At 67.8% G+C, this 13,754-nt stretch carries 25 protein-coding genes and 1 pseudogene; all 26 read right to left on the bottom strand.

Translation table 11 applies throughout. The features are described from left to right. Positions 1-298 (bottom strand): annotated as a pseudogene (locus tag VQ03_RS08650) (MBL fold metallo-hydrolase); the annotation flags it as partial. A 65-nt stretch (positions 299-363) separates the two neighbouring features. Beyond that, positions 364-753, bottom strand: a complete 390-nt coding sequence (gene rpsK, locus VQ03_RS08645) for a 30S ribosomal protein S11 (protein ID WP_015928609.1) — start codon at positions 751-753, stop codon at positions 364-366. 148 nt (positions 754-901) lie between these two features. Beyond that, a complete protein-coding gene (gene rpsM, locus VQ03_RS08640) occupies positions 902-1,270 on the bottom strand; it encodes a 30S ribosomal protein S13 (RefSeq protein ID WP_048450473.1) in 369 nt (122 codons plus the stop codon). 213 nt (positions 1,271-1,483) lie between these two features. After that, positions 1,484-2,083, bottom strand: coding sequence for an adenylate kinase (locus VQ03_RS08635; RefSeq protein WP_048450471.1), 600 nt, complete (start codon positions 2,081-2,083; stop codon positions 1,484-1,486). A 183-nt stretch (positions 2,084-2,266) separates the two neighbouring features. Beyond that, the gene (gene secY / locus VQ03_RS08630) at positions 2,267-3,604 is read right to left on the bottom strand and encodes a preprotein translocase subunit SecY (protein WP_048450470.1); all 1,338 of its coding nucleotides are present in this window, start codon (positions 3,602-3,604) and stop codon (positions 2,267-2,269) included. A 131-nt stretch (positions 3,605-3,735) separates the two neighbouring features. After that, complete coding sequence (rplO, locus tag VQ03_RS08625; protein ID WP_048450469.1) at positions 3,736-4,224, bottom strand: 50S ribosomal protein L15; 489 nt, start codon at positions 4,222-4,224, stop codon at positions 3,736-3,738. 10 nt (positions 4,225-4,234) lie between these two features. Further along, positions 4,235-4,426: a 50S ribosomal protein L30 gene (gene rpmD / locus VQ03_RS08620; protein ID WP_048431924.1), complete on the bottom strand. Its 192-nt coding sequence runs from the start codon at positions 4,424-4,426 to the stop codon at positions 4,235-4,237. 13 nt (positions 4,427-4,439) lie between these two features. Next, a complete protein-coding gene (rpsE, locus tag VQ03_RS08615; RefSeq protein ID WP_048425830.1) occupies positions 4,440-5,021 on the bottom strand; it encodes a 30S ribosomal protein S5 in 582 nt (193 codons plus the stop codon). Between the two features lie 155 nt (positions 5,022-5,176). After that, on the bottom strand, positions 5,177-5,539 hold the full coding sequence (gene rplR / locus VQ03_RS08610) for a 50S ribosomal protein L18 (protein ID WP_048450468.1): 363 nt from the start codon (positions 5,537-5,539) through the stop codon (positions 5,177-5,179). A 9-nt stretch (positions 5,540-5,548) separates the two neighbouring features. Continuing rightward, positions 5,549-6,082, bottom strand: coding sequence for a 50S ribosomal protein L6 (rplF, locus tag VQ03_RS08605; protein WP_048450467.1), 534 nt, complete (start codon positions 6,080-6,082; stop codon positions 5,549-5,551). A gap of 36 nt (positions 6,083-6,118) precedes the next feature. Then, positions 6,119-6,514, bottom strand: a complete 396-nt coding sequence (rpsH, locus tag VQ03_RS08600) for a 30S ribosomal protein S8 (RefSeq protein WP_048431921.1) — start codon at positions 6,512-6,514, stop codon at positions 6,119-6,121. 16 nt (positions 6,515-6,530) lie between these two features. Beyond that, positions 6,531-6,836, bottom strand: coding sequence for a 30S ribosomal protein S14 (gene rpsN / locus VQ03_RS08595; protein WP_048450466.1), 306 nt, complete (start codon positions 6,834-6,836; stop codon positions 6,531-6,533). A 41-nt stretch (positions 6,837-6,877) separates the two neighbouring features. Then, on the bottom strand, positions 6,878-7,444 hold the full coding sequence (gene rplE / locus VQ03_RS08590; protein WP_048450465.1) for a 50S ribosomal protein L5: 567 nt from the start codon (positions 7,442-7,444) through the stop codon (positions 6,878-6,880). Then, a complete protein-coding gene (rplX, locus tag VQ03_RS08585) occupies positions 7,437-7,754 on the bottom strand; it encodes a 50S ribosomal protein L24 (RefSeq protein ID WP_048425824.1) in 318 nt (105 codons plus the stop codon). The genes rplE and rplX overlap by 8 nt, the downstream gene beginning before the upstream one ends. Then, positions 7,754-8,122, bottom strand: coding sequence for a 50S ribosomal protein L14 (rplN, locus tag VQ03_RS08580; RefSeq protein ID WP_048425823.1), 369 nt, complete (start codon positions 8,120-8,122; stop codon positions 7,754-7,756). Before rplN ends, rplX begins: the two co-directional genes overlap by 1 nt. Before the next feature lie 285 nt (positions 8,123-8,407). Beyond that, positions 8,408-8,662: a 30S ribosomal protein S17 gene (gene rpsQ, locus VQ03_RS08575; RefSeq protein ID WP_048431918.1), complete on the bottom strand. Its 255-nt coding sequence runs from the start codon at positions 8,660-8,662 to the stop codon at positions 8,408-8,410. A 14-nt stretch (positions 8,663-8,676) separates the two neighbouring features. Continuing rightward, positions 8,677-8,892, bottom strand: a complete 216-nt coding sequence (gene rpmC, locus VQ03_RS08570) for a 50S ribosomal protein L29 (RefSeq protein ID WP_048444832.1) — start codon at positions 8,890-8,892, stop codon at positions 8,677-8,679. A gap of 14 nt (positions 8,893-8,906) precedes the next feature. Beyond that, positions 8,907-9,320: a 50S ribosomal protein L16 gene (rplP, locus tag VQ03_RS08565; protein WP_048425820.1), complete on the bottom strand. Its 414-nt coding sequence runs from the start codon at positions 9,318-9,320 to the stop codon at positions 8,907-8,909. A gap of 40 nt (positions 9,321-9,360) precedes the next feature. Continuing rightward, positions 9,361-10,095 (bottom strand): 30S ribosomal protein S3, encoded by a 735-nt coding sequence (rpsC, locus tag VQ03_RS08560; RefSeq protein ID WP_048450464.1) that lies wholly within the window; start codon positions 10,093-10,095, stop codon positions 9,361-9,363. A gap of 10 nt (positions 10,096-10,105) precedes the next feature. Beyond that, positions 10,106-10,489, bottom strand: a complete 384-nt coding sequence (rplV, locus tag VQ03_RS08555; RefSeq protein ID WP_048431916.1) for a 50S ribosomal protein L22 — start codon at positions 10,487-10,489, stop codon at positions 10,106-10,108. A gap of 1 nt (position 10,490) precedes the next feature. Continuing rightward, positions 10,491-10,769 (bottom strand): 30S ribosomal protein S19, encoded by a 279-nt coding sequence (gene rpsS, locus VQ03_RS08550; RefSeq protein ID WP_048444829.1) that lies wholly within the window; start codon positions 10,767-10,769, stop codon positions 10,491-10,493. 12 nt (positions 10,770-10,781) lie between these two features. After that, positions 10,782-11,618 (bottom strand): 50S ribosomal protein L2, encoded by an 837-nt coding sequence (gene rplB / locus VQ03_RS08545; protein WP_048450463.1) that lies wholly within the window; start codon positions 11,616-11,618, stop codon positions 10,782-10,784. A gap of 26 nt (positions 11,619-11,644) precedes the next feature. Beyond that, positions 11,645-11,941, bottom strand: coding sequence for a 50S ribosomal protein L23 (locus tag VQ03_RS08540; protein WP_048450462.1), 297 nt, complete (start codon positions 11,939-11,941; stop codon positions 11,645-11,647). Further along, on the bottom strand, positions 11,938-12,558 hold the full coding sequence (rplD, locus tag VQ03_RS08535; RefSeq protein ID WP_048450461.1) for a 50S ribosomal protein L4: 621 nt from the start codon (positions 12,556-12,558) through the stop codon (positions 11,938-11,940). Before rplD ends, VQ03_RS08540 begins: the two co-directional genes overlap by 4 nt. Continuing rightward, positions 12,558-13,298 (bottom strand): 50S ribosomal protein L3, encoded by a 741-nt coding sequence (rplC, locus tag VQ03_RS08530; RefSeq protein WP_048450460.1) that lies wholly within the window; start codon positions 13,296-13,298, stop codon positions 12,558-12,560. The genes rplD and rplC overlap by 1 nt, the downstream gene beginning before the upstream one ends. Positions 13,299-13,345: 47 nt before the next feature. After that, on the bottom strand, positions 13,346-13,654 hold the full coding sequence (gene rpsJ / locus VQ03_RS08525; RefSeq protein WP_012330343.1) for a 30S ribosomal protein S10: 309 nt from the start codon (positions 13,652-13,654) through the stop codon (positions 13,346-13,348). Positions 13,655-13,754: the final 100 nt, after the last annotated feature.

Below are 13,754 nucleotides of genomic sequence, written 5' to 3'. Positions count from 1 at the left end.
CGTGGAGCGCCTTCGGAAGATGCAGAGTAGGGGCTCGCCCCCCCCCCCCCATCCCGGCATCGACCAGGACGGGAGCCGGCCCGCCGAGAACCAGGAAGGCGTTGACGGAGATCCGCGGCGCTTGCGGAGAGCGGAACCCCTCCACCTGCAGCCGGGCGGCCTCGTCGGCGGGGATGCCCTGCACCAGCCCGATCGACGCCTCGAGATGACCGTCGTTGAGGGCGACCACAACGCGATCGCCCAGCGTCCAGGGAAGGACGCCGGGCCGGACGATGTCGGCGGTGCGGGGTGTCGACACGCAATCCTCTTCGCGGGCCGTCGGCCGGGAGGCCTCTGGCGAAGCCTCCCGGGACCAGTGGACGATCAGACGCGGCGGCGCTTGCGCGGGCGGCAGCCGTTATGCGGGATCGGGGTCACGTCGCGGATCGACGTCACCGTGAAGCCCGCCGCCTGCAGCGCGCGCAGAGCCGACTCGCGGCCCGAGCCGGGGCCCGAAACCTCGACCTCGAGGGTACGCATGCCGTGCTCGGCGGCCTTGCGGCCGGCATCCTCGGCCGCGACCTGGGCGGCGTAGGGGGTCGACTTGCGGGAGCCCTTGAAGCCCATGGCGCCGGCCGACGACCACGAGATCGTGTTGCCCTGGGCGTCCGTGATGGTGATCATCGTGTTGTTGAACGAGGCGTTCACGTGGGCGACGCCCGACACGATGTTCTTGCGTTCGCGACGACGGACGCGGGTTGCTTCCTTGGCCATACTGTCTTTCGATCCTTCAGGCGCGCCCGTCGTGCCAGGCGCTCGGGACGTCTCTCACGAGTAGCGGTGACGGCGCCGGAGCGCCGCCGGTGTCGGGCGAGCCCTGGGCCGAGGCCCCGGCCCGCCGATCTCTCAACGGGATCGCGGCTTACTTCTTCTTGCCGGCGATCGGCTTCGCCTTGCCCTTGCGGGTGCGGGCGTTGGTGTGGGTGCGCTGGCCGCGGACCGGCAGGTTGCGGCGGTGACGCAGGCCGCGGTAGCAGCCGAGATCCATCAGGCGCTTGATGTTCATCGCAACTTCGCGGCGCAGGTCGCCCTCGACGACGTAGTCGCGGTCGATCGTCTCGCGGATCTGCAGCACCTCGGCGTCGGTGAGCTGGTTCACGCGACGCTCGGCCGGGATGCCGACCTTCTCGGTGATCTCCTCGGCCTTCTTGGCACCGATGCCGTGGATGTACTGGAGCGCGATGACGACGCGCTTGTTGGTCGGGATGTTGACGCCGGCGATACGGGCCATGGTGTTCCTGCTCTCCATCGCGTCCAGGGCATCATGCCCGGACGGCTGTTCTTCTGGTCTTACGCGCGTCCGGTGGAGTCCGGCCCCTGCGCGCCCGTCCCGACGGCAAATCGGCCCGGAGCGGCCTCCAGAGAGGCACGCCGGGCCGTCCGGGTCTGAACGAAGGAGCGCCCACTAGCGCGGGCGCGAACCGTTGTCAACTCGTGGCCAGCGTCACGCAGACACGGTCTGGTACGGGGCGAGCAGCGTCTCGAGCTGCTTCGTCACCTCGTCGATCGGCGCCATGCCGTCGACCTGGCGCAGCAGGCCGGTGCCGGCGTAATGGGCCGAGAGCGGCGCGGTCTGGGTGCGGTAGGCCTCGAGCCGGGTCTTGAACACCTCCGGCGTGTCGTCCTTCCGCACCGGCTCGCCGCGGGCCTCGGTCTCGGCAGCGCGCTTGGCGATGCGCCCGACCAGCGCGTCCTCGTCGACCTTGAACTCGATCACGGCGTCGAGGCTCAGGCCCTTCTCGGCAAGCATCTTGTCGAGGGCGATGGCCTGCGCCACCGTGCGCGGAAACCCGTCGAGGATGAAGCCGGTGCGGGCATCCGCCTCCTCGATCCGGTCGGCGACGATGCCGATCACGATGTCGTCGGAGACCAGGGCGCCGCTCTCCATCAAGGCCTTCGCCTTGAGGCCGACCGGGGTGCCGGCCGCCACCGCGGCCCGCAGCATGTCGCCGGTCGAGAGCTGCGGGATTCCGAACCGCTCGACGATCCGCGCCGATTGGGTGCCTTTCCCGGCGCCGGGCGGGCCGAGCAGAATGATCCGCATAACCTGTCACTCCCCTCCACCGCGTCACGCCCGGGATCCGTCCTCCCGGGGCGCGGCCTGTCTGCTTGTTCTAACCCGAGATCCGCTCCGGCCGTATCCGACCATGCGCCAAGGCCCTGCCCCGGCGCAAGGGTGCAGCCGGGCCGGTTGTATCGGCCCGGCCGGCTTTCCGCCGAAACCGTGTCAGCGTCGGCGGGCGCCGCGCAGCTTCGCCTTCTTGACCAGGCCCTCGTACTGGTGCGCCAGCAGGTGGCCGTGGACCTGCGCCACCGTGTCCATGGTCACCGAGACCACGATCAGGAGCGAGGTGCCGCCGAAGTAGAACGGCAGCGAGGCGTAGGAGACCAGGATCTCCGGGATGAGGCAGATCACCGTCAGGTAGGCGGCGCCGATGACCGTGATGCGCGACAGCACCTTGTCGATGAACTCGGCGGTGCGCTCGCCCGGCCGGATGCCCGGGATGAAGCCGCCATGCTTCTTCAGGTTGTCCGCCGTCTCCTGCGGGTTGAACACCACCGCAGTGTAGAAGAAGGCGAAGAAGATGATCAGCGCCGCGTAGAGCAGCATGTAGAGCGGCCGCCCGTGGCCGAGATAGGTCGCCATGGTGGCGATGATCCCGGTGCCGTTCGGATCGGTCTGGAAGCTGGCGGCGGTGGCCGGCAGCAGCAGCAGCGAGGAGGCGAAGATCGGCGGGATCACGCCCGAGGTGTTGAGCTTGAGCGGCAGGAACGAGGTCTGGCCCTCGTACATCCGGTTGCCGACCTGGCGCTTCGGGTAGTTGATCAGGAGGCGGCGCTGCGCGCGCTCCATGAACACGATGAAGTAGACGACGGCGGCGGCCATCACCACGACGCCGAGGATCACCACGGTCGAGAGCGCGCCCTGGCGGCCGAGCTCGAGGGTGCCGGCGATCGCCGAGGGCAGGTGCGCGACGATGCCCGCGAAGATGATGAGCGAGGAGCCGTTACCGATGCCGCGCGAGGTGATCTGCTCGCCGATCCACATCAGGAACAACGTGCCGCCCGTCAGCGTGATGACGGTCGAGACCAGGAAGAAGGGCCCGGGATCCTGCACGATGCCGCCGGAACTCTGCAGGCCGACCGCGATGCCCCAGGCCTGGAAGATCGCCAGCACCACCGTGAGGTAGCGGGTGTACTGGTTGAGGACCTTGCGGCCGGACTCGCCCTCCTTCTTCAGCGCCTCGAGCGACGGCACCACCGAGGTGAGCAGCTGCACGATGATCGACGCCGAGATGTACGGCATGATGTTGAGCGCGAAGATCGCCATGCGCTCGACGGCACCGCCGGAGAACATGTTGAACAGGCCGAGCACGCCGCCCTGGGCGTTCGCGAAGCTCTGGCGGAGCGCGTCGGGATCGATGCCGGGTAGCGGGATATAGGTCCCGAGGCGGTAGACGATCAGGGCGCCCAGCGTGAACCAGATGCGCTTCTTGAGCTCTTCGGCCTTGGCGATGGCGCCGAAATTGAGGTTGGCGGCGAGCTGCTCGGCTGCAGAGGCCATGGGTTACGTGTCCTCGGGTCGGGATCCGCGGCGTGGCGGTCAGGGATGCGCGGGCATCCCCCAAAACACGAGCGGCGGCCTCGCGCTGGTCGCACGGGCCGCCGCCGATGATCGGTGACTTAAAGTGTGCCTTACGCCGACGCAACCGCGTCGTCGGCGGTGGCGAGCGACTGGGTCACCGAGCCGCCGGCCTTCTCGATCGCCTCGACGGCCGACTTGGACGCGCGGGAGACCTGGAAGGTCAGCTTGGCGGTGAGTTCGCCGACGCCGAGGATCTTGACGCCGTCGCGGGCCTTGGAGACCACGCCGGCGGCGATCAGCGCCTCGAGGGTCACCGGAGCCGAGGCATCGAGCTTGCCGGCATCGACCGCCTGCTGGATGCGGCCGATATTGACCTCGTTGAGGTCCGTGGCGCCCGGGTTGTTGAACCCGCGCTTCGGCAGACGGCGGTGGAGCGGCATCTGGCCGCCCTCGAAGCCCTTGATGGCGACGCCGGAGCGCGCCTTCTGGCCCTTCACGCCGCGCCCGGCGGTCTTGCCCTTGCCGGAGCCGATACCACGGCCGACGCGCATCCGCTTCTTGGTTGCGCCTTCGTTGTCACGGATTTCGTTGAGCTTCATCGTGCCCTCCTCACGCCGCGTCGTCGAGAACGCGCACGAGGTGATGCACCTTCGCGATCATGCCGCGCACCGAGGGGGTATCCTCCAGCGTCGCGATGCGGTGCATCTTGTTCAGCTTCAGGCCGATCAGCGTCTGACGCTGACTGGCCTCGCGGCGGATCGGGGAGCCGATCTGCTGCACGCGGACGGTCTTCTCAGCCATGTCTGAGCCTCCCTTACGCCGCGTCGGCGGAATCGGCCGAGGCGGCCGAGTCGGCGTCGCGACGGCGGGCCTGCAGGGCCGAGACCTTGAGACCGCGGCGCGCCGCGACCGAACGGGGCGAGTCCTCGTTCTTGAGCGCGTCGAAGGTGGCGCGCACGAGGTTGTAGGGGTTCGAGGAGCCGAGCGACTTCGCCACGACGTCCTGCATCCCGAGGGTCTCGAACACGGCGCGCATCGGGCCGCCGGCGATGATGCCGGTACCGGCCGGAGCGGCGCGCAGGATGACCTTGCCGGCGCCGTGACGGCCCTGCACGTCGTGGTGCAGCGTGCGACCCTCGCGGAGCGCCACGCGGACGAGGCCGCGCTTGGCCGCCTCGGTAGCCTTGCGGATGGCCTCGGGAACCTCACGGGCCTTGCCGTGACCGAAGCCGACGCGACCCTTCTGGTCGCCGACGACGACGAGGGCCGCGAAGCCGAAGCGACGGCCGCCCTTCACCACCTTCGCGACGCGGTTGATGTGGACGAGCTTGTCCACGAACTCGCTGTCGCGCTCCTCGCGGTCGTCGCGGCGACGACCTTCACGCTCACGTGCCATGTGTGTTGTCCGTTCGACTGACGCGGGCGGCGGTCCCGCTCGCTGGTTTTCCATCCGCCGGAATGAGAGAGGGAGCCTTCCGGCCCCCTCGCCTCATGGGACACCGTGCCGATCCTGGCGGGGCGGCGCGGGATGCGCCCTCCCCTCTCCGGGGATCAGAAGTCCAGGCCGCCCTCGCGGGCCGCGTCGGCCAGGGCCTTGACCCGGCCGTGATAGAGGTAGCCCGAGCGGTCGAAGATGACCTGGCTCACGCCGGCCGCCTTGGCGCGCTCCGCGACCAGCTTGCCGACCTCGGTCGCGGCAGCCTTGTCGGCACCGGTCTTGAGGCGGGCGCGCAGGTCCTTGTCGAGGCTCGAGGCGGCGGCCAGCGTGTGGCCGGTCGCGTCGTCGATGACCTGGACGTAGATCTGCTTCGAGGAGCGGAACACCGAGAGCCGCGGACGACCGTTGGCCGCCTTGCGGATCGCCCGCCGGACGCGCGCGCGGCGCCGATCGAGCAGTTCGATTTTGCGAGACATCGGCGGTCCTTACTTCTTCTTGCCTTCCTTGCGGAAGATGAACTCGCCGGCGTACTTGACGCCCTTGCCCTTGTAGGGCTCGGGGCCGCGATACTCGCGGATCTCCGCCGCGACCTGGCCGACGCGCTGCTTGTCGATGCCGGTGACGATGATCTCGACCGGCCGCGGGGTGGCGATCGAGATCCCTTCCGGGATCGCGTATTCGATGTCGTGGCTGTAGCCGAGCGACAGCTTGAGAACCTTGCCGGCCACCGCAGCACGGTAACCGACGCCGTTGATCTCGAGCTTCTTCTCGTAGCCCTTGGTCACACCCTCGACCAGGTTCGAGACCTGGGCGCGGGAGAGGCCCCACATCGCGCGGGCCTCCTTGGTCTGGGAACGCGGCTGGACCGAGATCGCGCCGTTCTCGTGGCTCACCGACACCTGGTCGGGGACGCGGAACTGCAGCTCGCCCTTCTGGCCCTTGATCTTCACGTTCTGGCCGTCGACGGTGGCGGTCACGCCGGCCGGGACGGTCACGGGCTTCTTGCCTACGCGGGACATGCTCGTCTCTCCTTTTCGGCTGTCAGGGTCTGCAGGTCAGAAGACCTTGCAGAGCACCTCGCCGCCGACGTTGCGCTCGCGCGCCTCGTGGTCGGCCATGACGCCCTGAGGGGTGGAGACGATGGTGATGCCCAGGCCGTCGGCGACGCGCGGCAGGGTATCGACCGACGAATAGACCCGGCGGCCCGGCTTGGAGACGCGCTCGATCGAGCGGATCACCGGCTGGCCGTCGAAGTACTTGAGCTCGATCGCGAACTCGGTACGCCCGTTGCCGTAATCGGTCGTGGCGTAGTCGCGGATGTAGCCCTCGGACTTCAGGACGTCGAGGACGCGGGCCCGCAGCTTGGAGCCGGGGGTCTGCACGACGTTGCGACGACGCTGCTGGCCGTTGCGGATGCGGGTGAGCATATCGCCCACGGGATCGTTGATCATCTGTGGCGCCCTCCCCTTACCAGCTGGACTTGACCAGGCCCGGGATCATGCCCCGGGATCCCAGGTCGCGCAGGGCGACGCGGGAGATGCCGAGCTTGCGGTAGTAAGCCCGGGGACGGCCGGTCATCTCGCAGCGATTGCGGATGCGGGTCGGGCTGGAGTTGCGGGGCAGCTCCGCCAGCTTGAGGCGCGCCTCGAAGCGCTCCTCCATCGACAGCGACTCGTCGTTGGCGGTCGCCAGAAGCGCCTCGCGCTTCGGAGCGAAGCGCTTCACGAGCTCCCGCCGCTGCTTGTTCTTCTCGATCTTGCTCGTCTTAGCCATGTTCTAGCTCTCCGGTGTCCGCGTATGGGGGCGATGAGCCCTCACTGCCGGAACGGGAAGTTGAAGTGCTTCAGGAGCGCCCGGGCCTCGGCATCGGTCTTGGCGGTGGTCGCCACGACGATGTCCATGCCCCAGGTGTTCTGGGCCTTGTCGTAGTTGATCTCGGGGAACACCAGGTGCTCCTTGATCCCGAGGGCGTAGTTGCCGCGGCCGTCGAACGACTTCGGGTTCAGGCCGCGGAAGTCACGCACGCGCGGCAGCGCGATGGTGATCAGGCGGTCCATGAACTCGTACATCCGCTGCTTGCGCAGCGTGACCTTGCAGCCGATCGGCATGTTCTCGCGGACCTTGAAGGTCGCGATCGCCTTGCGGGCCCGGGTGATCACCGGCTTCTGGCCGACGATCAGGCCGAGATCCTCGGCCGCCACGGAGGCCTTCTTGGAGTCCTGGGTCGACTCGCCGACGCCCATGTTGACGACGATCTTCTCGATCGCCGGCACCTGCATCGGGTTGGTGTAGCCGAACTCCTCGATCAGCTTCGGACGCACCACTTCCTCGTAGTGCTTCTTCAGCCGCGGCGTGTAGCCGTCCTTCAGCGCCTCAGCCATCGATCAGATCTCCCGAGCGCTTCGCGAAGCGAACCTTGCGCCCGTCTTCCAGAATGCGAAAACCGACCCGGGTGGGCTTGCCGTCCTTGGGGTCGGCGACCGCGAGGTTCGACAGGTGGATCGCCGCCTCCTTGGAGATGATCCCGCCCTCGGAGGTCTGGGTCTGGCGCGTATGGCGCTTCACCAGGTTGATCCCCCGCACCAGGGCCCGATCTTCCTTCGGCATCACCTGGATGACCTCGCCGGTGCGCCCCTTGTCGCGGCCGGTCAGGACGACGACCTTGTCGCCCTTCTTCACCTTCGCAGCCATTACAGCACCTCCGGCGCCAGCGAGATGATCTTCATGTGATTGCGAGCGCGCAGCTCGCGCGGCACGGGCCCGAAGATACGGGTGCCGATCGGCTCCTTCTGGTTGTTGATCAGCACGGCCGCGTTGCGGTCGAAGCGGATCACCGAACCGTCGGCCCGACGGACGTCCTTGGCAGTGCGCACGACGACCGCCTTCATGACGTCGCCCTTCTTCACGCGGCCCCGCGGAATCGCCTCCTTCACCGACACCACGATGATGTCGCCGACGCCGGCATACTTGCGCTTGGAACCGCCGAGCACCTTGATGCACATCACGCGACGTGCGCCGGAATTGTCGGCGACGTCCAGATTCGTCTGCATCTGGATCACGGCCTAACGCCCTTTCCTTGTTTCAGGCAGGTCTCCGCAGGGCAGGATTGCCCGGCGGACGGCAGCCTGATGGGGATCTCGCGTCCCCGTCCATTAAAAGACCGCGCAGCAACGCGATTGCTCGCGCTGGCGCGGTCAACGAACGCGATGAGGAGCGCGTCACGCGCCCTTCATGTTTCGGTGGAGGCCGGCCGTCTACACCGGATCGGCCTCGTTGACAAGGAGCCGGAGCGCCAAAAGACGCTCCGTGTCCACGAGACGGGGGAGATGCCTTTCGGCGTCCCCTCACGCCTCGGCGGTCGCGACGGCCTCGCCCTCGACCAGCTTCCAGGTCTTGAGCTTGGAATAGGGCCGCGACTCCTCGATGAACACCGTCTGGCCGACCTTGGCCACGTTGTTCTCGTCGTGGGCGTGGTAGTTCTTCGACCGGCGGATGGTCTTCTTCATCACCGGGTGGGTGAAGCGACGCTCCACCTTCACGACGACGGTCTTGTCCTGCTTGTCGCTGACGACGACGCCCTGCAGCACGCGCTTCGGCATGGTCCTAGACTCCCTTAGCCCTGCGCAGCCTGCAGCGTCTTCTGGCGCTGCAGGGTGCGGACGCGGGCGATGTCGCGGCGCACTTCGCGCACCCGGGCGACGTTCTCGAGCTGACCCGTGGCCCGCTGGAAGCGCAGGTTGAACTGCTCCTTCTTCAGGTTCAGGAGCTCTTCGCCGAGCTGATCCGGCGACAGCGCGCGCAGGTCAGACAGCCTCTGGCTCGACTTCATCTCGAATATTCTCCTCAGTCGGCGATGCGCTGGATGAAGCGCGTGCGGACCGGCAGCTTGGCGGCACCCAGGCGCAGCGCCTCGCGGGCGATGTCCTCGGCCACGCCGTCGATCTCGAACATGATGCGGCCCGGATGCACGCGGGCCGCCCAGTATTCGGGCGCGCCCTTACCGGAGCCCATGCGGACTTCGGTCGGCTTCGCGGTCACGGGGACGTCGGGGAAGATCCGGATCCAGACCCGGCCCTGACGCTTCATCTCGCGGGTGATCGCGCGGCGGGCCGCCTCGATCTGACGCGCGGTGATCCGCTCCGGCTCCATGGCCTTGAGGCCGTAGGAGCCGAAGTTCAGGTCGGTCCCGCCCTTCGCGGCGCCGTGGATGCGGCCCTTGAACTGCTTGCGGAACTTCGTCTTCTTGGGTTGCAGCATGGCAGCCTCTCAAAACTGAAGGGCGGGGAACGGGCGGCCCTTAGGCCGCCGCGTCCCGTCCGCCGCGCTCGCCGCGCTCGCGGTCACGACGTCCGCCGGAACGGCCGCCCTCCTCGTGCGCGCGCTTGTCCTGCGCCATCGGGTCGTGCTCGAGGATCTCGCCCTTGAACACCCACACCTTGATGCCGCAGGTGCCATAGGTGGTGAACGCCGTGGCCGTGCCGTAATCGACGTCGGCGCGCAGGGTATGCAGGGGCACGCGGCCCTCGCGGTACCATTCGAGCCGGGCGATCTCGGCGCCGCCGAGGCGGCCGGAGCAGTTGATGCGGATGCCCTCGGCACCGAGACGCATCGCCGACTGCACGGCGCGCTTCATGGCGCGACGGAAGGCGACGCGGCGCTCGAGCTGCTGCGCGATCGAGTCGGCCACCAGGGTGGCGTCGATCTCGGGCTTGCGCACCTCGACGATGTTGATCGTCACGTCGGCCTTGGTCATCGAGTTGACCAGCTTGCGCAGCTTCTCGATGTCCGCACCCTTCTTGCCGATCACCACGCCCGGGCGGCCCGAGTGGATGGTGACGCGGCACTTCTTGTGCGGGCGCTCGATGACGATCTTGGAGACCGCGGCCTGCTTGAGCTGCTTGAGCAGCGCTTTGCGGATCGCGACGTCCTCGTGCATCAGGCGAGCGTACTCGCCCTTGTTGGCGTACCAGCGCGAGTCCCAGGTCCGGTTGATGCCGAGCCGGAGACCGATCGGGTTGACTTTCTGGCCCATCGATTCCTCCTCAGGCGGCTTCGGCCGGGACTTCCCGCACCACGATGGTGAGGTTGGCGAACGGCTTCAGGATGCGGGCGCCACGGCCGCGGGCGCGGGCGTGGAAGCGCTTGAGAACCAGCGCCTTGCCGACATAGGCCTCCTTCACGACGAGATCGTCCACGTCCAGGTCGTGGTTGTTCTCGGCGTTGGCGATCGCGCTCTCGAGGCACTTGCGCACGTCGACCGCGATCCGCTTGCGCGAGAACTGGAGGTCGGCGAGCGCGGTCGAGACCTTCTTGCCGCGGATGAGCTGAGCCACGAGGTTCAGCTTCTGCGGGCTGACGCGCAGCATGCGCGCCACGGCCTTGGCCTCGTTCTCGGGGAGCGCGCGGGGTGCTGCTGCCTTGCCCATCTTAGCGCCTCTTCGCCTTCTTGTCGGCCGCGTGACCGTGGAAGGTGCGGGTCGGCGAGAACTCGCCGAACTTGTGCCCCACCATCTCCTCGGAGACGTAGACCGGGATATGCTTCTGCCCGTTGTAGACCCCGAAGGTCAGACCAACGAAATGCGGAAGGATCGTGGAGCGACGGCTCCAGATCTTGATCACCTCGTTGCGGCTCGCGCCGCGCGCGGCGTCCGCCTTCTTGAGGAGGTAGCCGTCGACGAACGGCCCCTTCCAGATTGAACGTGCCATGGGACGAAGCCCTTACTTCTTGCGGTTGTGGCGGCTCGACACGATGAACGTGTCGGTGCGCTTGTTCGAGCGGGTCTTCTTGCCCTTGGTGGGGATGCCCCACGGGGTGACCGGATGACGACCGCCCGAGGTGCGACCCTCGCCGCCGCCGTGCGGGTGGTCGATCGGGTTCATGGCGACGCCGCGGTTGTGCGGGCGCTTGCCGAGCCAGCGGTTCCGACCGGCCTTGCCGAGCGAGATGTTCATGTGGTCGGGGTTCGACACCGCGCCCACCGTGGCGTAGCACTGGCCGTGCACCAGGCGCTGCTCGCCCGAGTTCAGGCGCAGCGTGACGTAGCCCTGGTCGCGGCCGACGATCTGGGCGTAGTTGCCCGCGGACCGGGCGATCGCCCCGCCCTTGCCGATCTTCAGCTCGACATTGTGCACGATCGTGCCGACCGGCATGTTGCCGAGCGGCATGGCGTTGCCGGGCTTGATGTCGACCTGCTCGCCCGACACGACCCGGTCGCCGGCCTTCACGCGCTGCGGCGCCAGGATGTAGCTCTGCGCCCCACCCTCGTACGACACCAGCGCGATGAACGCCGTGCGGTTCGGATCGTACTCGATCCGCTCGACCGTGCCGACCTTGCCGGCGTGCTCACGCCGCTTGAAGTCGACGTTGCGCAGCGTCCGCTTGTGGCCGCCGCCGCGGAACCGCACCGTAATGCGGCCGAGGTTGTTGCGGCCGCCGGTGGACGACTTGCCCACCGTCAGCGACTTGACCGGCTTGCCCTTGTAGAGCTCCGAACGGTCCACGATCACGAGCTGGCGAAGGCTCGGCGTGACCGGCTTGAATGTCTTCAAAGCCATTGGCTTGTTCCCTTACGCCGTTCCCCTCAGAGCCCGGTCGTGACGTCGATGGTCTGGCCCTCTTCGAGGGTGACGATCGCCTTCTTCACGTCCGAACGCTGGCCGCGCTGACCGCGGAACATCTTGGTCTTGCCCTTGGTGGTGAGCGTGTTGACGCTCTTCACCTTGACCTCGAACAGCTTCTCGACCGCTTCCTTGATCTGCGGCTTGGTCGCCTTCGGGGCCACCCGGAACACAACCTTGTTGAGCTCCGAGAGGTTCGTCGCCTTCTCGGTGATGACCGGGGAGACGATCACGTCGTAGTGGCGCGGATCAGCGCTCATTTGAATCGCGCCTCCAGCGCATCGACGGCGGCGCGCGTCAGCACGAGCTTCTCGCGACGCAGGATGTCGTAGACGTTGATGCCCTGCACCGGCAGGACGTCGATCTGCGGCAGGTTGCGGGCCGCACGGGCGAAGTTCTGGTCGAGCTCGGCGCCGCCGATGATCAGGGCGTTCGAGAGCGACAGCTTGCCGAACCGCTCCTTGAGCGCCTTGGTCTTGCCCTCCTCGAGGCGGGCATCGTCCACGACGATCAGGGCCGCGCTCTTGGCCTTGGCCGAGAGGGCGTGACGGAGCGCGAGCGCCCGGACCTTCTTGGGCAGGTCGTGGGCGTGCGAGCGGGTGACCGGACCGTGGGCGCGAGCGCCGCCGCGGAACTGCGGGGCCGAAGCCGCGCCGTGACGGGCGTTGCCGGTGCCCTTCTGCTTGTAGAGCTTCTTGGTCGTGCGGGCGATCTCGCCGCGCTGCTTGGTCTGGTGCGTGCCAGCCTGACGCTTGGCGAGCTGCCAGCGCACGCAGCGCTGCAGCAGGTCGGCGCGGGGCTCGAGACCGAAGATGGCCTCGTCGAGCTCGACCGAACCCGCCTCGGCGCCGTCGAGCGTGGTGATCTCGAATTTCATCACGCGTTCTCCTCGGTGGCCGGAGCCGCAGGAGCCTCGACCTGGCCTTCCGCCGGAGCAGAGGCCTGCTCGCGGAACTTGCCCGGCATCGGCACGTCGGCCGGCAGCTTGCGCTTCACGGCGTCACGGACGAAGATCCAGCCGCCGTCGACGCCCGGGACCGAGCCTTCGACCAGGATCAGGCCGCGCTCGGGATCGGTGCGCACGACGCGCAGGTTCTGGGTCGTGACCCGCTCGACACCGAGATGACCCGGCATCTTCTTGTTCTTGAACGTCTTGCCCGGGTCCTGACGGCCACCGGTCGAACCGATCGAACGGTGCGAGATCGACACGCCGTGCGTGGCGCGCAGGCCGCCGAAGTTCCAGCGCTTCATGCCGCCGGCGAAGCCCTTACCGGTGGTCGTGCCCGTCACGTCGACGAACTGACCGGCCAGGAAGTGGTCCGCGGTGATCTCGGCACCGACCGGGATGATCGCATCCTCGGTGACGCGGAACTCGGCCAGCTTGCGCTTCGGCTCGACCTTCGCGACCGCGAAGTGACCACGCTGGGCCTTCGTGACGTTCTTGACCTTGGCCTTGCCGACGCCCACCTGGAGCGCGACGTAGCCGTTCTTCTCGACCGTGCGGTGGGCAACCACCTGGCACTGATCGACCTTGAGCACCGTGACCGGAACATGCTCGCCGGCGTCCGTGAAGACGCGGGTCATGCCGACCTTCTGTGCAATGACTCCTGAGCGCATGGTTCTCCCCCGCGCGGCCTAATGAAGCTCCAAGAACCCGCGGGTCCTCAGAGCTTGATCTCCACGTCGACGCCGGCGGCGAGGTCGAGCTTCATCAGCGCGTCCACGGTCTGGGGCGTCGGATCGACGATGTCGAGCACGCGCTTGTGGGTGCGCATCTCGAACTGCTCGCGCGACTTCTTGTCGATGTGGGGCGAGCGGTTGACGGTGAAGCGCTCGATCCGGGTGGGCAGCGGGATCGGCCCGCGCACCTGGGCACCGGTCCGCTTCGCCGTCGAGACGATCTCGCGGGTCGACGAGTCCAGGATGCGATGATCGAACGCCTTGAGGCGAATACGGATGTTCTGGCCGTTCATGTGATGTCTACCTCGCGACGGGATGGGGCGGGCACGAGGCCCGCCCCGTCACCTGTCCGCTCGTGGAAGCGCCGAAACGCTTACTCGGTGATGGAGGCGA

Origin of the sequence: Methylobacterium tarhaniae (genome assembly GCF_001043955.1) — a bacterium.
Classification (GTDB): Bacteria; Pseudomonadota; Alphaproteobacteria; order Rhizobiales; family Beijerinckiaceae; genus Methylobacterium; species Methylobacterium tarhaniae.
This window is presented reverse-complemented; position numbering and strand designations above follow the sequence as displayed.